General features: G+C 68.4%; 18 protein-coding genes. 14 read left to right on the top strand and 4 right to left on the bottom strand.

Going from position 1 to position 18,534, the window contains the following annotated elements; all coding sequences use genetic code 11:
• Positions 1-116 precede the first annotated feature (116 nt).
• The 10 genes from CGK74_RS01320 (at position 117) to CGK74_RS01275 (ending at position 10,845) form a co-directional block, all read left to right on the top strand.
• Positions 117-596, top strand: a complete 480-nt coding sequence (locus CGK74_RS01320; protein ID WP_094266724.1) for an OmpA family protein — start codon at positions 117-119, stop codon at positions 594-596.
• A 243-nt stretch (positions 597-839) separates the two neighbouring features.
• Positions 840-2,183, top strand: coding sequence for an NADP-specific glutamate dehydrogenase (gene gdhA, locus CGK74_RS01315; protein WP_094266723.1), 1,344 nt, complete (start codon positions 840-842; stop codon positions 2,181-2,183).
• A 150-nt stretch (positions 2,184-2,333) separates the two neighbouring features.
• Entirely contained in the window at positions 2,334-2,975 is a 642-nt protein-coding gene (locus CGK74_RS01310) for an MBL fold metallo-hydrolase (RefSeq protein WP_094266722.1), read from the top strand.
• A gap of 107 nt (positions 2,976-3,082) precedes the next feature.
• Positions 3,083-5,248 (top strand): phage holin family protein, encoded by a 2,166-nt coding sequence (locus CGK74_RS01305; protein ID WP_094266721.1) that lies wholly within the window; start codon positions 3,083-3,085, stop codon positions 5,246-5,248.
• 139 nt (positions 5,249-5,387) lie between these two features.
• Positions 5,388-6,362: an NAD(P)H-dependent flavin oxidoreductase gene (locus tag CGK74_RS01300; RefSeq protein WP_094266720.1), complete on the top strand. Its 975-nt coding sequence runs from the start codon at positions 5,388-5,390 to the stop codon at positions 6,360-6,362.
• 87 nt (positions 6,363-6,449) lie between these two features.
• Entirely contained in the window at positions 6,450-7,325 is an 876-nt protein-coding gene (locus tag CGK74_RS01295; RefSeq protein WP_094266719.1) for a branched-chain amino acid ABC transporter permease, read from the top strand.
• Positions 7,322-8,296: a branched-chain amino acid ABC transporter permease gene (locus tag CGK74_RS01290; RefSeq protein ID WP_094266718.1), complete on the top strand. Its 975-nt coding sequence runs from the start codon at positions 7,322-7,324 to the stop codon at positions 8,294-8,296. The genes CGK74_RS01295 and CGK74_RS01290 overlap by 4 nt, the downstream gene beginning before the upstream one ends.
• Positions 8,297-8,396: 100 nt before the next feature.
• On the top strand, positions 8,397-9,563 hold the full coding sequence (locus CGK74_RS01285) for an ABC transporter substrate-binding protein (protein WP_094266717.1): 1,167 nt from the start codon (positions 8,397-8,399) through the stop codon (positions 9,561-9,563).
• 35 nt (positions 9,564-9,598) lie between these two features.
• The gene (locus tag CGK74_RS01280) at positions 9,599-10,234 is read left to right on the top strand and encodes a flavin prenyltransferase UbiX (protein WP_094266715.1); all 636 of its coding nucleotides are present in this window, start codon (positions 9,599-9,601) and stop codon (positions 10,232-10,234) included.
• Positions 10,234-10,845, top strand: a complete 612-nt coding sequence (locus tag CGK74_RS01275) for an LON peptidase substrate-binding domain-containing protein (protein ID WP_094266713.1) — start codon at positions 10,234-10,236, stop codon at positions 10,843-10,845. The genes CGK74_RS01280 and CGK74_RS01275 overlap by 1 nt, the downstream gene beginning before the upstream one ends.
• Before the next feature lie 7 nt (positions 10,846-10,852).
• Here the strand turns inward: CGK74_RS01275 and mutY are convergent, their stop codons facing one another.
• On the bottom strand, positions 10,853-11,920 hold the full coding sequence (mutY, locus tag CGK74_RS01270) for an A/G-specific adenine glycosylase (protein WP_094266711.1): 1,068 nt from the start codon (positions 11,918-11,920) through the stop codon (positions 10,853-10,855).
• 130 nt (positions 11,921-12,050) lie between these two features.
• On the opposite strand from mutY, the gene CGK74_RS01265 reads away from it, so the two are divergent.
• Positions 12,051-12,548 carry a flavin reductase family protein gene (locus CGK74_RS01265; protein WP_094266709.1) on the top strand — a complete coding sequence of 166 codons (498 nt, stop codon included), beginning with the start codon at positions 12,051-12,053 and terminating at the stop codon, positions 12,546-12,548.
• Positions 12,549-12,572: 24 nt separating this feature from the next.
• Here the strand turns inward: CGK74_RS01265 and CGK74_RS01260 are convergent, their stop codons facing one another.
• Positions 12,573-13,733, bottom strand: a complete 1,161-nt coding sequence (locus CGK74_RS01260; RefSeq protein WP_094266707.1) for a hypothetical protein — start codon at positions 13,731-13,733, stop codon at positions 12,573-12,575.
• Between the two features lie 186 nt (positions 13,734-13,919).
• On the opposite strand from CGK74_RS01260, the gene CGK74_RS01255 reads away from it, so the two are divergent.
• Positions 13,920-14,240, top strand: coding sequence for an HU family DNA-binding protein (locus CGK74_RS01255; protein WP_276206031.1), 321 nt, complete (start codon positions 13,920-13,922; stop codon positions 14,238-14,240).
• A gap of 490 nt (positions 14,241-14,730) precedes the next feature.
• Positions 14,731-16,041: a DEAD/DEAH box helicase gene (locus CGK74_RS01250; RefSeq protein WP_094266705.1), complete on the top strand. Its 1,311-nt coding sequence runs from the start codon at positions 14,731-14,733 to the stop codon at positions 16,039-16,041.
• Between the two features lie 108 nt (positions 16,042-16,149).
• Here the strand turns inward: CGK74_RS01250 and CGK74_RS01245 are convergent, their stop codons facing one another.
• Positions 16,150-16,752 (bottom strand): cysteine hydrolase family protein, encoded by a 603-nt coding sequence (locus tag CGK74_RS01245; protein WP_048706892.1) that lies wholly within the window; start codon positions 16,750-16,752, stop codon positions 16,150-16,152.
• Between the two features lie 113 nt (positions 16,753-16,865).
• Here CGK74_RS01245 and CGK74_RS01240 point away from each other — a divergent pair, with 113 nt between their 5' ends.
• Entirely contained in the window at positions 16,866-17,741 is an 876-nt protein-coding gene (locus CGK74_RS01240; RefSeq protein WP_094266703.1) for a LysR family transcriptional regulator, read from the top strand.
• Between the two features lie 31 nt (positions 17,742-17,772).
• Here the strand turns inward: CGK74_RS01240 and CGK74_RS01235 are convergent, their stop codons facing one another.
• Positions 17,773-18,525: an amino acid ABC transporter ATP-binding protein gene (locus tag CGK74_RS01235; protein WP_094266701.1), complete on the bottom strand. Its 753-nt coding sequence runs from the start codon at positions 18,523-18,525 to the stop codon at positions 17,773-17,775.
• Positions 18,526-18,534: the final 9 nt, after the last annotated feature.

Below are 18,534 nucleotides of genomic sequence, written 5' to 3'. Positions count from 1 at the left end.
AAACAAATGATGTACGTTCCCCGTGGCGCCACGCCGCGCATCGGATCTGTCATGGCGTTCGGCTAGAATTGCAGCGCTCAGGCCGGTCGGTTCGTCTTTTCAAGGGGGTGCAGCACATGTTCGATCAGGAAGACAGCGAACTCAACGTCGTCATGGGCGTGGTGTTCGGCATCATTGCGCTGGTCATTGCTTTCGTCATTGGCCTCGGTGCGTATCAGCTGCGTGGCGCGCAGGCGCCGGTCGAGCCGGCCACCGATATGTTCGTGGAGGTGGCAGAAGTCGGCGAGCCGCTTGTGAAGATCCATTTCGACCTCGGCGAGACGGTGCTGCCTCCTACGGCTGCGGCGCAGATCGACACCGTGGTCGCCGCGCTGGCGGCAGCGCCCGAGGCCCATGCGCTGCTGTCCGGCTATCACGACGAAACCGGTGCCGCCGCGATCAATGCCGAGGTGGCGAGGAATCGCGCCCTTTCGGTGCGCGAGGGCCTGCTTGCCGCCGGCGTGCCGGCCAAGCGAGTGCTGATGCGCCGCCCGGCGGTGACCCTGGGCGGGGAAGACGCCGCCGAGGCGCGCCGGGTCGAGGTGCGCGTGCAGTAAGCATCACCAGCGGCGCGTTTTCAAAAAGGCCGGGCTTGCCCGGCCTTTTTATGCCCTCAAGTAGTGCGCGCGCACTGCAGAGGTGCAAATACAATGACGTAAGGATGGTTGGCGGCCTGTCATTGAGATTTGCGCACCAATTGTGTGAATTTGATGCACAATATTGGTGAATTCACGCGACCGCCTCGGGTAAAACCGAGGCGGTCGCGTGCGCGTGTCCATCCACCAAGCAGGCCAAACATCATGAAATATCAGTCTCTCGAGGAGTTCCTGGCTTACGTTGAGCAACGCAACCCCGGCCAGCCCGAATTTTTGCAGGCGGTGACCGAGGTGATGGAGAGCCTGTGGCCCTTCATCTCCGCCAACAAACGTTATGCCGAGCATTCGCTCCTCGACCGACTGATCGAACCCGAGCGCGTGATCATGTTCCGCGTCTCCTGGGTGGACGACAAGGGTGAGACGCAGGTCAACCGCGGCTATCGCATCCAGCACAGCTCGGCCATCGGCCCCTACAAGGGCGGCCTGCGTTTCCACCCCTCGGTGAACCTGTCGATCCTGAAGTTCCTCGCCTTCGAGCAGACCTTCAAGAACGCGCTGACCACGCTGCCGATGGGCGGTGGCAAGGGTGGTTCCGACTTCGATCCGAAGGGCCGCAGCCCGGGCGAGGTGATGCGCTTCTGCCAGGCCTTCATGAGCGAGCTGTATCGCCACGTGGGTCCCGACACCGACGTGCCGGCCGGCGACATCGGCGTGGGCGGCCGTGAGGTCGGCTTCATGGCCGGCATGATGAAGAAGCTGTCGAACAACGCCGCCTGCGTGTTCACCGGCAAGGGCCTGACCTTCGGCGGCTCGCTGATCCGTCCGGAGTCGACCGGCTACGGCACCGTGTATTTCGCCAATGCGATGCTCGAGCACGCGGGTCGTGACATCCGTGGCATGCGCGTGTCGGTGTCCGGTTCGGGCAACGTTGCCCAGTACGCCATCGAGAAGCTGCTCGAACTCGGCGCCAAGCCGATCACCTGCTCGGATTCGAGCGGCACGGTGATCGACGAGGAAGGTTTCACCACCGAGAAGCTGGCCGTGCTGATGGAAGTGAAGAACCACCTCTACGGCCGTGTGTCCGACTACGCCGCCCGTGTTGGTGCCCGCTTCGAGCCGAACGTGCGTCCGTGGCATGTGCCGGTCGAGGTGGCCCTGCCGTGCGCGACCCAGAACGAACTCGACGCCAATGACGCCGCCACCCTGGTCAAGAACGGCGTGATCGCCGTGGCCGAAGGCGCTAACATGCCCAGCACGGCCGAAGCCGTGAAGATCTTCGAGCACAATGGCGTGCTGTACGCGCCGGGCAAGGCCTCCAACGCCGGCGGCGTGGCCACCTCGGGTCTGGAGATGAGCCAGAACGCGATGCGCATGTCGTGGACCCGTGAAGAGGTCGACGCCCGCCTGAAGGAAATCATGCTCGGCATCCACGCCGCCTGCCTGAAGTACGGCAAGCGCGAGGACGGTTCGGTGAGCTACGCCGACGGCGCCAACGTCGCCGGCTTCGTCAAGGTGGCCGAGGCCATGCTCGCCCAGGGCGTGATCTGATCGCCTGACTCCGCGGCGCTGCGGCGCCCGGCAGCACGCCAAGCCCGCCTGTCGCGCCTTACGCCGACAGGCGGGTTTTTCGTTCACCGGACCGTCTGCCGCGATCAGTTAAACTGCCGCCCGATCCCACGCCATTCAGGAGCCCGCCCCATGATCCAGGCCAGCATCGTCCCGGTCACGCCCTTCCAGCAGAACTGCAGCATCCTTTGGTGTGAGAAGACGAAAAAGGCGGCGGTGGTGGACCCCGGTGGCGACATCGATCGCATCCTCGCGGCGGTAGCCAAGCTGGGGGTGACGGTGGAGAAGATCCTGATCACTCATGGCCACATCGATCATGCCGGCGGCACGGCCAGGCTGGCGCGCGAGCTCGGCGTGCCGGTCGAAGGGCCGCAGGAAGAGGACCGCTTCTGGATCGAGGGCATGCCGCAGCAGAGCAAGATGTTCGGCTTTCCCGACGTCGAGACCTTCGAGCCGGACCGCTGGCTGCATGACGGCGACACCGTTACCGTCGGCGAGGAGAGCCTCAAGGTCATCCACACGCCGGGCCACACGCCGGGCCACGTCGTCTTCGTGCATGAGGGCGCGCGCCTGGCCATCGTCGGCGACGTGCTGTTCGCCGGCTCGATCGGCCGCACCGACTTTCCGCGCGGCGACCACCAGACGCTGATCCGCTCGATCCGCGAGAAGCTGTTTCCGCTCGGTGACGACATCACCTTCATTCCGGGTCATGGGCCGACCTCGACCTTCGGCGAGGAGCGCGAGACCAACCCCTTCGTCGGCGCCTACGGCTGAGGCGCCCGCTCCGGGTGCCGGGCGGTTGTCGGCGGTCCGATTCCGGCGCAGTATCCCGGCGGTGTAAGCAGCGCGGATAACAACCGGATCACGACAGGGAGTGAAAGATGAGCACGCAAGAGAACGACAAGGGCTATCGGTGGCGTTTCTTTCGCTCCGGTGGCTTCGACCAGGTCCTGATCGAGAACGCGGACGACCTGCGTCACCTCGGTGAACTCGACCAGAAGCTGTGGTCTGTGCTGGCCTGCCCCACCTCCGGGCTCGAGTTCGACACCCGTACGCTGCAACTGCTGGACACCGATGGCGATGGTCGTATCCGCGCGCCCGAGGTCATCGCCGCGGCTAACTGGATGTGCGCCGTGCTGAAGACGCCGGACGTGCTGTTCCGCGGCGTGGATGGCTTGCCGCTCGCGGCGATCGCGGACGATCACCCCGAGGGCGGAAAGCTTTTGGCGACGGCGAGGAAGGTGCTCGCCTACATGGGCAAGCCTGACGCCGACTCGGTCGCGGTCGCCGACCTGGCTGACCCGTCCCGGCTGTTCGCGCCCGATCACTACAACGGCGACGGCATCGTGCCGGCCGAACTTACCCCGGACGCCGAGCTGGCGAAGACGATCGGCCTCGTCATCGAGCATTTCGGCGCCGTCGAGGACCGCAGTGGCAAGCCGGGCATCGACCAGGACAAGGTGAGCGCCTTCTTCACCGCGGCGCAGTCGGTCGTGGACTGGCATGACCAAGCCGCCGCAAATCCGGACAGCGTGCTGCCGCTGGGCGAGTGCACGGCGGCCGCGGCTGCGGTGTTCGATGCCGTACGCGCCAAGGTGGAGGACTACTTCACCCGCTGCCGCCTCGCCGCCTTCGACGAACGCGCCGCCACTGCGCTGAACCCCGCCGATACCACCTACGTCGGCCTTGCCGTGCAGACGCTGGCCACCGACACCGAAGGCGTGGCCGCGCTGCCGCTGGCCCAGGTCGGTGCCGGCCGTTCCTTGCCGCTGCAGGATGGGCTCAATCCGGCCTGGGAGGCGCGCATCACCGCGCTGCGCGAGGACGTCATCAAGCCCATCCTCGGCGAACGGACCACGCTGTCCCACGCCGAGTGGCAGGACATTGCCGCACGCTTCGACGCCTATCGCGCCTGGCTGGCCGCGACGCCGGCGACGCCGCTTGCAGCCGTGCCCGCCGACACCCTGCGCGCGCTGCTCGCCGGTTCCGCGCAGGCCGAGCTGACGGCGCTGATCCAGCAGGACCTCGCGGCCGAGACCGCCGCCGCCCAGGTCGATGCGCTCGAGCGCCTGGTGCGCTACAACCGCGACCTGGTCACGTTGCTGCGCAACTTCGTCACCCTCAGCGACTTCTACAACGCCGGCAACAAGGCCATCTTCCAGGCGGGCACGCTCTACCTCGATCAGCGCAGCTGCGAGTTGTGCCTGCGCGTTTCCGACATGGGACGCCACGCCGCGCTGGCGCCCTTGTCCGGTGCCTACCTCGTGTATTGCGAATGCAGGCGCGAAGGCGAGGCGCCGATCACCATCGTCGCGGCGATGACCGGCGGCGATGCCGACGAAATGATGGTGCCGGGCCGCAACGGCGTGTTCTATGACCGCCGGGGGCGGGACTGGAACGCAGCCGTGGTCAAGGTGGTGGAAGCGCCGATCAGCGTGCGCCAGGCCTTCTGGTCGCCATACAAGCGCGTAGGCCGCATGATCGGCGACCAGATTCAGAAGTTCGCGGCTTCGCGCGACAAGGCGGTCGAGGACAAGGCGGCGGCCGGCGTGGCCGGTGCCGGGGCCAAGGTCGAAGCGCCCGCGCCCGCTCCAGCCCCCGCGCCCCAGGCCTTCGACATCGCCAAGTTCGCCGGCATCTTCGCCGCCATCGGCCTCGCGCTCGGCGCCCTGGGCACTGCACTGGCGGCGGTCGTGACGGGCTTTCTGTCGCTGCCCGGCTGGCAGATGCCGCTGGTGATCGCCGGCGTCATGTTGCTCATTTCCGGACCGTCGATGCTGCTGGCCTGGCTCAAGCTGCGCCAGCGCAACCTCGGGCCGTTGCTCGACGCCAACGGCTGGGCGGTGAACACCCGCGCCCGCATCAACATTCCATTCGGCAGTGCGCTCACCGGTGTGGCAAGCCTGCCGGCGGGAGCTTCGCGTTCGATGGCAGACCCCTATGCGGAGAAGGAAACACCCTGGGGCACCTGGATGTTCCTGTTGATCGTGGTCGTCATCGCGATCGTGCTGTGGCGCCAGGGTGTCTACGACCGTTTCCTGGGCTGAAGCCCCTTCCGATGGTCGGGACGCAGGGGTGGGTGCGTAAATTTAAACGATCGTTTGAATCCTGCCGGGGCGATGTTAGAGTCGCTGTCCGGCAGACGCCCCTGCGAAGGCGTCCCGATCCATTCAAGGAGACTAGCCCATGAGCCTTCCCGCCAGCCTGCGCGGCCGTTTCAGCGTGCCGGCGATCGCCGCCCCGATGTTCCTCGTGTCCGGCCCGGACCTCGTCATCGAAACCTGCAAGGCCGGTGTCGCCGGCACCTTCCCGGCCATGAACGCCCGGCCGGCGGCGCAGCTCGACGAGTGGCTGACGCGCATCGATGCTGAACTCGCTGCCCATCGCGCGGCCAATCCCGATGCGCCGTGCGCGCCGCACGGGGTCAACCTGATCCTGCATGCGTCCAATGTGCGGCTGCAGGAAGACCTGGAGATCCTCGTCCGTCACCAGGTACCGATCGTGATCACCAGCCTGGGGAATCCGGCCGAGGTCGTGAAGGTGGTGCACGGCTACGGGGGGCTGGTGTTGTCCGACGTCGTCCATGCCTACCATGCGCGCAAGGCGATCGCGGCGGGCGTCGACGGCATTATCGCGGTGGCTGGCGGCGCGGGCGGGCATGCGGGCGGGCAGAACGTCATCAGCCTGGTGCGCGAGATCCGCGAGTTCTGGGACGGCCTGCTGGTCGCGGCCGGTGCGATCTCCGACGGCGCGGCGATCCGCGCGGTCGAAGTGCTGGGGGCGGACCTCGCCTACATGGGCACGCGTTTCATCGCTACCCGCGAGGCGATGGCCCAGCCGGAATACAAGCAGATGGTGGTCGACTGCGTCCCGGCCGACATCGTCTACACCGATGCCATCTCCGGCACCAACGCCAACTTCATGTGGCAGAGCCTCGAGCGTGCGGGCTACCGGCGCGAGGAACTGGCCGCCGGCTTCGGCAAGGGCAAGCTGCACGACCTCGCCGAGGAGGCCAAGGCCTGGCGCGACGTGTGGAGTGCGGGCCACGGCGTGGCGACGATCCACGATGTGCCGACCACGGCCGAGCTGGTGGCCCGCCTCGCGCGCGAGTACCGTGCCGCCTGCGCCCTGCCGCCGAGTGCGGCGCTGACTTCGGTGTGATCAGTTCGGCGTGATCACGGCAGCCTGCTGCGCGGCACCAGCCGGGCAGCGGTGCAGGGGGCGGATCGGCTGCTATGCTTCGCCCCCATGCTTTCCTTCCTCCAGGTCCTCTCCAGCGGAATCGCCATCGGCTGCGTGTACGGCCTGGTGGCGCTGTCCTTCGTGCTGGTGTTCAAGGCAACCGAGACGGTCAGCTTCATGCAGGGCGACCTTTTGATGCTGGGCGGCTTTGCCGGGCTGGCGCTGCACCTCGCGGCGGGCTGGCCGTTGGCACTGGCGGCCGTTGGCGCGGTGCTGGCGGTGGCCTTGCTCGGCGCCGGGCTCGAACGGGTTGCGCTGCGGCGTGCGATCGGCCAGCCGCATCTGGTCGCGGTGCTGCTGACCTTCGGCCTCGGCATGATGATGCGCGGCGGCGTGGCCTCGGTGCCGGCTGCGGCGCAGGACATGTACCGCCTGCCCTTCGCGGCCGACACCCTCGGCATCGGCCCGCTGGTGCTGGCAGCAAGCCATGTGTGGGTCGTGCTCGCCACCGTCGTGCTGGTGTTGCTGCTCGCGCTGTTCTTTCGGCATACCCGCGCCGGCCTCGCGCTGCGCGCCTGCTCCGAGGATGCGCGCGTCGCGGCGCTGATGGGCGTGCCGGTGGCGCGCATGCACACCCTGGCCTGGGCCCTCGGCGCGGGGTTGGCGGCGGTGGCCGGCCTGCTGCTGGCGCCGATCACCTTCGTGCACCTCAACATGGGTTTGATCGCGCTTAAGGCCTTTCCGGCGGCGGTGCTGGGCGGGCTCACGAGCCTGCCGGGCGCGCTGGCCGGCGGTCTGTTTCTCGGCGTGGTCGAGGCGCTTGCAGGGCTGGTGCTGCCGGAGGGGGCGAAGGACGTCGTGCCCTACGTGCTGCTGATGGCCGCGCTGCTGCTGTTCCCGCAGGGCTTGGCCGCGGGGCGTGCGGGCGGGGGCGGGCGATGAGCGCGACGCCGGTGGCGGCCCCGGAGGGGCTGCGCGTGCTGCGTGCAGCCTTCGTCTGGGGGCTGCTGCTGGCGCTCGCGGTGGGGTGGCTCGGCGCCGACTTCGCCTTCAGCCAGGCGACGCTGGTCGCGACCTACGCCATCGCGGGTCTCGGGGTGGTCATCATCGTCGGCCAGGCGGGGCAGATCGTGCTCGGGCAGGGCGCGCTCGTCGCGCTCGGGGCCTATGCCCAGACCCTGCTGGTGCAGGCCGGCGTGGCGCCGCTGCTGGCCTTGCCGCTGGCGGCCACCGTCGGTGCGCTGGGCGGCGTGCTGGCGAGCCTGCCGGCGGGGCGACTCGGCGGGCTGTACTTCGGCATGAGTACGCTCGCCTTCGCGCTGATCGTCGAAGAGGCGCTGGTGCGCTGGGAGTCGCTGACGCACGGCGCGGCCGGCCTGATGGTGCCGGGCTTCGGCCTGGCGGGCTGGCAGGCCGACACGCCGCTGGCGCAGGCGGCGGTCAGCATCGTTGTACTGCTTATCGCGCTCGCGCTCGCTGCCCGCCTGCTTCGCTCGCGTCTCGGGCGCGCGTGGCGTGCGGTACGCGAGGACGAGGCTGCCGCCGATGCCTGCGGCATCGCGCCCGGCGCGGCCAAGCTGCGCGCCTTCATCGTCGGCGGCAGCCTGTCGGCACTGGGTGGCAGCCTTTACGCGCACTGGATCGGCTTCATCAGCCCCGAGCAGTTCGGCCTCGTGTTCTCGTTCGAGCTGCTGATGCTGGCGTTCATCGGCGGCGCGCGGCGCCTGTCCGGTGCGGTGTGGGGCGCGCTGGTGGTGGTGGCGATCCCGCAGGCGATCGCCGTGCTGCGCGACACCCTGCCCGGCGACTGGGCGCGCTCGGCGGGGCTGGAACTGGTGCTGTTCGGCGCGATCATCGTGGCGGTCGTCCTGCTGCGGCCGCAGGGGCTGGCCAGCGGCCCGCGCAGCGGATGACGCCGGCACCCGCTTGCTCGCAATTCTGGATCATTCGACAATCCGAGCCCTGTGAAGCGGCGTGACTGCCGCCTTGTATTCCTCCAGGAGATCCTCCGCGATGAAACGCTTGCGTCGCCTCGCCCTTGCCCTGTTTGCCGCTCTGGCCGGCACCTCCCTTCATGCGGCCGATGTCGCCGGCGTCAGCGCGCGCGAGATCGTCGTCGGCCACATCTCTGACCTGTCGGGGCCGATCGCGATGCTGGGCACGCCGGTGCGCGACGGAATGCTGATGCGCTTTGACGAGGCCAATGCCGCCGGCGGGGTGCATGGTCGGAGGTTGCGGCTGGCGGTCGAGGACGCGGGCTACGATCCCAAGCGCGGCGTGCTGGCGGCGCGCAAGCTGGTGCAGCGCGACAAAGCCTTTGCCTTCATCGCCACGATGGGCACGCCGGTGGTGATGGCGACGATGCCGGTGGTACTCGAGGCCGGGCGCCTGCACCTGTTCCCGTTCTCGCCGCACAAGGCGACCTACGAACCGCTGCACCCGCTCAAGTTCCAGAACTTCGCGCCCTACCAGGACTACATGGAGGCTGCGACACGGCACATGGTGCAGGCTGGCGGCTATCGTCGCACCTGCCTGCTGTACCAGGACGACGACTACGGTCTCGAGGTGATGAAGGGCGTCGAGACAGGCCTCGAGAGGCTCGGCCAGACGCTGTTCGAGCGCACCGGTTACAAGCGCGGCGCCACCGACCTGTCGAGCCAGGTCGCACGCCTGCGTGCGGCCGAATGCGATCTGGTCGTGCTTGCCACCGTCGTGCGCGAAACCGTGGCAGCGATGGCCGAGGCGAGGCGCATCGGCTGGAAGGTCGATATGCTGGTGACGGCGTCGGGCTATTCGGCCCAGACGCACGAACTCGGCGGTGACGCAGTCGAGGGCCTGTACGGCGTCAGCGTGCTGCCGCACCCCTATGCCGAGGGCGCGAACAGCCAGCTCGCCGACTGGATCGAGCGCTACCGCGCGCGTTTCGGTGCGGCGCCCAACGTCTGGAGCGTGATGGGCTACTCGCTGGCCGACATGTTCGTGCGTACCGCCGAGGCGACCGGTCGCGACTTGACGCCCGAGGCGTTCGCGCGCACCCTCGAACGCCTCGAATTCACCCGTGATTACTTCGGCAGCCCGTCGTACCGCTTCAGCGCCGACGACCACCTCGGCAACCGCCATGGGCGTCTGGCACAGATCCGCAACGGGCGCTGGGAGCTGATCACGGACTACCTGCGCTGACTTTGCGCGCTGTCATTCCTGGCTGAAGGAGGCCGATGAGCGCCCCACGTACCATTACCGTCGCGTTCACCGGCGCGTCCGGCCTGCCCTATGGGGTGCGGCTGGTCGAATGCCTGCTTCAGGCCGGACATCGCGTGTGGCTGCTGTATTCGCAGGTGGCGCAGATCGTCGCGCGGCAGGAGATGGACTGGAACCTGCCGGCGCGCCCGGCCGAGGTCGAGGCCGAGCTGTCGGCGCGCTTCGGCGCCGTGCCGGGCCAGTTGCGCGTGTTTGGCCGCGAGGAATGGTTCGCGCCGCCGGCGTCGGGCTCCAATCCGCCGGATGCGATGGTGGTGTGCCCGTGCACCATGGCCACGCTGGCGGCCATCGCCGGTGGCTTGAGCCAGAACCTCATCGAGCGCGCGGCCGACGTCGTGATCAAGGAAGGACGCAAGCTGGTGCTGGTGCCGCGCGAGACACCGTACTCGGCGATCCATCTCGAGAACATGCTCAAGCTCGCTCGCCTCGGGGTGTGCATCCTGCCGCCCAACCCGGGCTTCTATCACCATCCGCAGTCGGTCGCGGATCTCGTGGACTTTGTCGTCGCACGCATCCTCGACCAACTCGGCGTCACGCATGCATTGATGGCGCGCTGGGGCGAGGACCCCGCGCAACCTGGGAATCGAGATTGATGAGTGAGTCATCCACCCTGCTGACGCGCCTGCCGCTGTTCCCGCTCAAGACCGTGCTGTTCCCGGAGGGCGTGCTGCCGCTGCGCGTGTTCGAGCCGCGCTACATGGACATGGTCACGCGCTGCATGAGGGAGGGCACGCCGTTCGGCGTGTGTCTGATCGCCGCCGGCGACGAGGTCGGCGAGGCCGCCGTGCCGCATCCGGTGGGCACCGAAGCGCACATCGAGCAGTGGGACATGGAGCAGGCGGGGCTGCTGACCCTGCTGACGCGCGGCGGCCGGCGCTTCCGCATCGTTGATCATGAGGTCGAACGTGACGGCCTGCTGGTGGGCGAAGTGCGCTGGCTCGACGAGCCCGCGCCGCAGCCGATGCCCAATGCCCAGCTCGATCTGCTGCCGCTGCTGCAGACCATCGTCGCCGAACTCGGCGACCGCCTGCCGCCGCCGCACCGCTTCGACGATGCGGGCTGGGTCGGTGCGCGCTACGCCGAATTGCTGCCGGTGCCGCTGGAAGCCAAGCAGCGCCTGCTCGAGCTCGACGACGTGGTCAGCCGGCTGGAGATCCTGCAGCAGTTCCTGCGCGAGCACGGGCTGCTGCCGAAGCTCGCCTGAGCCTGTTTCAGTCCGAAAACAGGTCGGGGGTTTGCAGGGCGTCGAGGATGCGGCGCACCGGCGTGGGCAGCGCGGCATCGCCTGCGCTGGCAAGCGGCTGCCACAGCAGCGTGGGTTCATCGGCCAGCGTGTGCGGTGCCGCATTTGCTGTGGCGTGCAGTCGGATCGGCTCGATGTCGAGCACGAAATGGGTGAACGCGTGCGTCAGCGGGGCCAGCAGCTGCGGCGCCGCGCAGGCGAGCCCGAAACGCTCGGCAGTCCAGGCTCCCACGTCGGCCACTTCGTCCGGAATCTCGGGCAGGGCCAGGAGTCCGCCCCAGATCCCGGTCGGGGGCCGACGCTCCAGCAGCACCCGGTCCTCGCGCGTGATGACCGCAAAGCGCGCCTGGCGGCGCGGCACGACCTTCTTCGGGCGTGGCGTTGGCAGCTCGGCAATGCGGTTCTCCCGGCGTGCGACGCAGTCCTCGGAAAAGGGGCAGCGCGCGCAGGCGGGCTTGCCGCGGGTACACAGGGTGGCGCCGAGGTCCATCTGGGCCTGAATGTAGCGCCCGACCTCGCGTTCGGGCAGCAGCGACTCCGCCAGCGCCCACAGCCGGCTCTCGACCGCCTTCTCGCCAGTGAAACCGTCCACGCCGAACACCCGGCACAGCACGCGTTTGACGTTGCCGTCGAGGATGGCGGCGCGCTCGCCATAGGCGAAGGCAGCAATGGCGGCGGCGGTCGAGCGCCCGATGCCCGGCAAGCCGGCGATCTCCGCCGCGCTGCGCGGAAAGGCGCCGCCGTGCGCCTCGATGATCGTGCGTGCCGCACGGTGCAGGTTGCGGGCGCGCGCGTAGTAGCCGAGGCCGCTCCACAGCGCCATCACGTCCTCCACCGGCGCGGCGGCGAGGCTGGCGACATCCGGGAAGTGTGCGAGGAAGCGCTGGTAGTAGGGGATGACCGTGTCGACCTGGGTCTGCTGCAGCATGATCTCGGACAGCCAGATGCGGTACGGGTCGCGCGTGCCCTGCCAGGGCAGATCATGGCGGCCATGGTGGCGCTGCCAGGCGATCAGACGGTCGGCGAAATCTCTCATGTCACGGTTTTTCCTGCGTTTTTTGTGATGAATCAGGGCGCCCACCCTCGACGTCGGTCCCATGGGCGGCCATAATCCGCGCCTTCGTTCGTATTACTACAGGCGCGGATCTCACCGCCACGACACCCCCATGACCCAGCAGACGCTCCCCGGCGAGGACTTTTCCCGCCGTTTCCGCAACGCCCTCGGCATGTTCGCGACCGGCATCACGGTGGTGACCACGCGCACGCCGGCCGGCGAACCGATCGGCCTGACGGTGAATTCGTTCAACTCGGTTTCGCTCGAGCCGCCGCTGATCGTGTGGAGCCTGGCCAATGACCTGCCGAGCCGGCCGCTGTTCGAGGGCTGCGAATACTACGCGATCAATGTGCTGGCCGAAGACCAGATGGACCTGTCGCAACGTTTTGCCAGCCGCAACGGCGAGAAGTTCGCCGGGCTGGAGATCGACGCCGGACAGGGCGGCGTGCCGCTGCTCAAGGGCTGCTGCGCCCGTTTCGTGTGCCGCAACACCGTGCGTCATGACGGCGGCGACCACATCGTATTCATCAGCGAAGTGGTCGATTTCGGTCGCGAGGAACGTCTGCCCCTGCTGTACTTCGGTGGCGCCTATCGCCGCGTCGCCGCCTGAGTCTCCGTGTCGCCGGCGCTGCGTTCAGGCGCGCTTGCGGCTCTTGCCCGCCTCCTCGACCAGTTCGATGCGATAGGGCACCGAGGGGTCCAGTGCCAGCGCCAGCAGCGACAGGCGGCGCAGTGCGGCCTCCGGGGTTTCGTCAATGCTGCTGCAGGCCTCGCGGCAGAATGCCCCCTCGGGATGAAAGTTCCATGCTGCGGCCGGCACGATGCGGCAGTCGGCGATGCATCCCCCTTCCATCCTGACCCAGCACAGCAGCACGCCACGCGCCGTGCTGACGCGGGCCATGCCGACGCCGGGACCCGCCGAGGCATCGAGCAATGGGGGGACGTCGTCGGTCAGCGGATAGCGCATGCGGCTGGCGCAGTCGGCCAGGTCGATGATCTTCGAGAACAGGCGAGCCGACAGCCGGTGGCCGCGGTCAAGCAGCAGTCGTACCAGCGGCGAGGCCGCGTGCCGCGCCAGCGGGCCCGTTTCCGCCGGCTCGCCGGCGAAGGTCGGATGCGCGACGAATTCGTCCGACGGCCAGGTCCCGATCGTTGCCACCCAGGCGGCAGCCGTCTGTGTGCCGAGGATGGCGACGCCACGTCCGGCGCTCGGTTGCGATGGGCCGAGCTCGATCATGTCGCGCAACACCGCACCAAGGATGCTGCCGGTGTCCGCCCGCTCGATGAATTCGGCGAGGTTGTGCGGCATGCGTATGCGGTTGAAGAAGCCGGCGAGCATCTCGCGCGCCACCAGGTCGAGTACGTCGCCGCCGAGCTCGAAGCACGAGGCCGGGTCGGTCTTCGTCGTCAGGCGACGGTGGAATTCGTTGTAGCGGGTATGGCGCGCGTCATGTCCCAGCGCCTGCGGCCATTCGATCAAGAGCCGCCGCAGATGCGTGTCGGCCGCCTCGGCAGCCAGTTCGCGTTCGATGGCGACGAGCTTGGCGTGATCGTGCGCGGCATTGCCCTGGGCGGCGGCACAGGCCTGGCCGAGCGCCAGCGCATGCGCACGCGGGCTGTGCGTGGCGAGGGTGGCGAGCGTGTCGACCGCCGCAGCCGGATCGAGTCCGACGAGCCGACGACTCTGGGCTGCCGAGCCGGGTATGGCCACCGTCGTCCTGACGATGCGGTTGGCGCGGCGGTGTGCGGTGATGCGGACAACGCCTTCGTCGTCGCCGGATGGTTGCTGCTGCATTGCGGCCCTCGGGCACGGGTTCCTTCGTGGCGCAAGGATAGCGCGGAAGTCGGTCGCACATGCAGCCCGCGCGGCCTTTCATCGTGCGGCCGAGGCCGCCCATCGGCAGCACTTTATGCCACATGTCACGCCAGCGTGTTACGAAATGCCCCACAAGCCGCGACGGTGCTAGAATCCGCCGCGTAGATCGGACTTCCCAGAAAACTCCACTCACACCAATCGAGGAAAAGCATGAACAAAGGTGAATTCGTCGAAGCCCTGGCTGACCGTATGGACGTTTCCCGCGCCCAGGCTGATCGCGCGCTGTCCGCCGTGCTCGACATCATCGCCGAGCAGCTCGGCAAGGGCGAGAAGGTTGCGTTCACCGGCTTCGGCTCGTTCGAAGTCTCGAAGCGCGCTGCCCGCACCGGCCGCAACCCGCAGACCGGCGCCACCATTGAGATCGCCGCGTCGAGCGTGCCCAAGTTCACCGCTGGCGCTACGCTGAAGGCCGCGGTCAACAAGTAATTCGGACGGGGCAACACCCCTTCCAGGGCGGGTCGGCGCCGTGTGTGCCGGCCCGCTTTTTCTTTCCGGTCAAGCACTTTTCGCAAAAATCCGGCGACAGCGGCAGCGAAAGCCGATATACTTCACGCCGTTGTGCAATGCAGCAGCAGGGCCATAGCGGTTTTTGGCGCGGACAAGGATGCCCGCCAACCCGGCCCGAGGGACTGTAACCACAGCCCCATCGCCCCCGACCTCCCGCCGAACCCCATTCGTTCTTCCGATCGTCTGGCATCGTGACAACCGGTTGGTGCCGATGCGCGGTCTACCCGGCTTCGATGAAGCCGATGAGACCAGCCACGCCCATCGCGCGTTTGTCGCCCTTGCGATCCCGCTTCCGTTCCGGATGATCCGGTACGGTGCGGCGCGATGCCATTGAGGCCCATTCCAGGGCCCGAACCCGTCCGGCCCTCGTATCGATCGAGGCCGGCGCGCAAGACACAGGAAGAATCACATGACTTTCCAGAGCCTCGGCCTCGCCGCAGAACTCCTCAAGGCCGTTGAACAGACCGGCTACACCACGCCGACTCCGGTGCAGATGCAGGCCATTCCCGCCGCCATCGCCGGTCGCGACCTGCTGGTGTCCAGCCACACCGGCAGCGGCAAGACGGCCGCCTTCACGCTGCCCGCGCTGCACAAGATCATCGATCGCCGTCCCGCCCAGGGCAGCGGCCCGCGCGTGCTGGTGCTGACGCCGACCCGCGAACTCGCGCTGCAGGTCGAGAAGGCCGTGCAGACCTACGGCAAGGCCCTGCGCTGGCTCAATACCGCCTGCCTCGTCGGCGGTGCGCCGATGTTCGCCCAGATCAAGCAATTGCAGCGCCAGTGCGACGTCGTCGTCGCCACGCCGGGCCGCCTGCTCGACCACCTGACCCGCCGCAAGGTCAAGCTGTCCGACGTCGAAGTGCTGATCCTCGACGAAGCCGACCGCATGCTCGACATGGGCTTCGCCGAAGACATCGACGCAATCGTCGCCGCCACCCCGGCCAAGCGCCAGACCCTGCTGTTCTCGGCCACGCTCGACGGCGTGGTGGGCAGCATGGCTACCCGCATGACACGCGACCCGCAGCGCATCGAGATCGAAGTCGCCCAGGAAGACCGTGGCCAGATCGAGCAGCGCCTGATGTTCGCCGACGACCTCGGCCACAAGAGCCGCCTTCTGCACGCCCTGCTCGGCGAGGAAGGGATGAACCAGGCGGTGGTGTTCACCGCCACCAAGCGCAGCGCCGACGAACTGTCGCTGTCGCTGCAGGAGAAGGGCATTGCCGCGGCCGCGCTGCACGGCGACATGCACCAGACCCAGCGCAACCGCACGCTCGACCGCCTGCGCCAGGGCCGCATCGGCGTGCTGGTGGCGACCGATGTTGCCGCGCGCGGCATCGACGTCGCCGGCATCAGCCACGTCATCAACTTCGACCCGCCGCGCCAGGCCGAGGACTACGTGCACCGCATCGGCCGCACCGGTCGTGCCGGTCGCGACGGCGTTGCGATCACACTGTCCGGCCCGCGCGAAACCGGCCTGATCCGCGCCATCGAACGCTTCACCGGCGGTCGTCTGGAAGTGCACACCATCCCGGGTATGGAGCCCTCGCCGCGCAAGCCGGCTGGTCCGCGTCCGGCCGGCAACGGCGGTCGTCGCTTTGGTAGCGGCGGTGGCTACGGGCGTCCGGGTGGAGAGGCGCGTCGCAGCAGTGGCGGTTTCAATCGCGATGGTCATCCGTCGCGCAGCGAGCGTAGCCACGGCGACCGTCGCTCGCGCGGCTGACCGAGTCTTGACGCCGGCCGGTTCGCCGGCCTCGTGAACCGTCACGGCCCCCTTCAGCGCATCCGCTGTCGGGGGCCGTGGGCCGTCTACGGTCTCACCCGCCGCGGCTCAGTCCGGAATGGCTGCGCCGTTGGCCACCACGACCGCGAACAGGTCGGCGAGTGCAGCCAGTGCCGCGGACTGCAGGGTCGCCGCTTCGATGACGCTGCCGTCGGGCGCGGGCAGCGCGCGCGTGGCCGTAGCGGCGGCCGGGACGGTCACCGCGTAGCCGAGGTTGAAGGCGCCGCGCGCGGTGGAGTTGATGCACATGTGGGTCATGAAGCCCACGATGACGAGGTTCTTCACCCCCGCCGCCTTGAGATGTCCGTCGAGTTCGGTGCCGACGAAGGAGTTCGGATAATGCTTGACCACCACCGGCTCGCCGACGACCGGTGCCACCTTGTCGGCGATCGCGCCGCATTCGGCCTTTGGGTCGTAGGGCGACCCGGGGCCGGCATCGTGCTGGATGTGCACCACCGGCACCCTCAGCGCGCGGGCGCGGGCGAGCAGCCGTGCGCATTCATCGAGTGCCGGCTCCACATCGGTGAGTTGCATGACGCCACTGCGGTAGGTGTTCTGGGCGTCGACGATGATCAGGGCGGACTCGGACAGGCGGGCCGGTGCGACAGGCAGGCCGGACAAGTGGCGCAGGGTGGGCGATGCGGTGCTCATGGGCAGGATCCTCGCGAGGTCATGGAACGTGCCATGAGACTACATCCCGCCGTGTGCCAGCGTAAATGTGCGGCGATGCGCTATGCTGCTGCAAATTTGCAGGCGCTGCGCACATGAACTGGGACGATCTGCGTTTTCTCGTCACGCTTGGCAGGGAGGGCACGCTGGCCGCGGCTGCGCGTCAGCTTGGCGTGGACCAGACCACCGTCGCCCGCCGCCTGCGCACACTCGAGCAGGATCTGGGCACGCCGCTGTTCGAGCGCAACGACGGCCTGTGGCGGCCCACGGCGGTCGGTGGCCGGGTGCTGGAGCGGGTGGGGCGCATCGAGGAAGACGTGGCCGGGATCAGCCGCCTGGCCGAGGCCGGCGCCGCTGCGGTCGGCGGCGTGGTGCGGATCACCGCGGTCGGCGCCTTCATTGGCGACTGGCTGGTGCCGCGCCTGCCCGGCCTCTACACCCGCCACCCGGAACTCTGCGTGGATCTCGTCGCCAGCAACGACAACCTCAATGTCGCCCGCCGCGAGGCCGACATCGCCATCCGCCTGGCGCGCCCTGCGAGTGGTGACCTCCTGATCCGCAAGCTGGCGGACGTGGGTTTCGCGCTCTATGGGGCGGCGCGCGGAGACCTGCAGGTCAGTGCCGGCGACTGGGTGGCATACAACGAGGATCTGGCACATACGCCGGAGATGCGGCGCCTGAAGGCCATGCTCGGCAGTGGCCGTATCCGGCTGCGTGCCAACAGCGTGCGCGGGCTGGCCAGGGCCGTGGCGGACGGCGTCGGGCAGGGCCTGCTGCCCTGTTTTCTCGCCGACCCGGACCCGCGCCTGGCCCGCCTGTCCGGACCGCACCCGGTTCTGAGCCGGGAACTCTGGATGCTGATCCATCCGGATGCGCGCCCCTTGCCTCGAGTGGCTGCAACGGCGGACTGGCTGGTGGCGTGCTTTGGCGAGGAGGCCGGGCGGCTGTCGGGAGTCCTGGTGCGTCCATAGCCGTGGACGAAACCGGCGCCGCGCCCGGGCCTCAGAGCATGCTGTCAAGGAAGGCGCGCGTGCGCGGATGCTGCGGGCTGGCGAAGAACGCCGCCGCCGGCTGCGACTCGATCAGCTCGCCGCCGTCCATGAACACCACCCGGCTCGCCACTTCGCGCGCAAAACCCATCTCGTGTGTCACCACCAGCATGGTCATGTGTTCGTCGGCGAGCTGGCGCATGGTGCGCAGCACCTCGCCGGTCAGCTCCGGGTCGAGCGCCGAGGTAGGCTCGTCGAACAGCATGATGTCCGGCTCCATCGCCAGCGCGCGCGCAATCGCCACGCGCTGCTTCTGGCCGCCGGACAGCCGTGACGGGTAGGCATCTCGCTTGTCGTACAGGCCCACCTTCCTCAGCAGTTCTTCCGCCTTGGGCAGGATCGCCTCGCGCTTCAGTCCCTTCACCGTGACCGGCGCCTCGATGACGTTCTGCAGCACGGTGAGGTGCGGGAACAGGTTGAAGTGCTGGAACACCATGCCCATGCGACGGCAGATGCGGCGGACCTCGGCGTCGGCGACGTAGCGCGCGTGGCCGCTGGCGTCGTTGTCGGCGAGCACGTCGCCTTCGATGACGAGCCGTCCGGCGTCGATGGTCTCGAGGTGGTTCAGGCAGCGCAGGAGGGTGCTCTTGCCCGAGCCGGAGGGGCCGATCACCGCCACCACCTCGCCCTTGGCGAGCGTCAGCGACACGCCCTTGAGGACCTCGTGCGCGCCGAAGCGCTTGCGGATGCCTTCGGCGAGAATCATCGGCCCATT

Source organism: Thauera propionica (assembly GCF_002245655.1).
GTDB classification, from domain to species: Bacteria; Pseudomonadota; Gammaproteobacteria; order Burkholderiales; family Rhodocyclaceae; genus Thauera; species Thauera propionica.
Note: the sequence above shows the minus strand (reverse complement) of the source record. Positions and strands in the feature narration are given on the sequence as shown.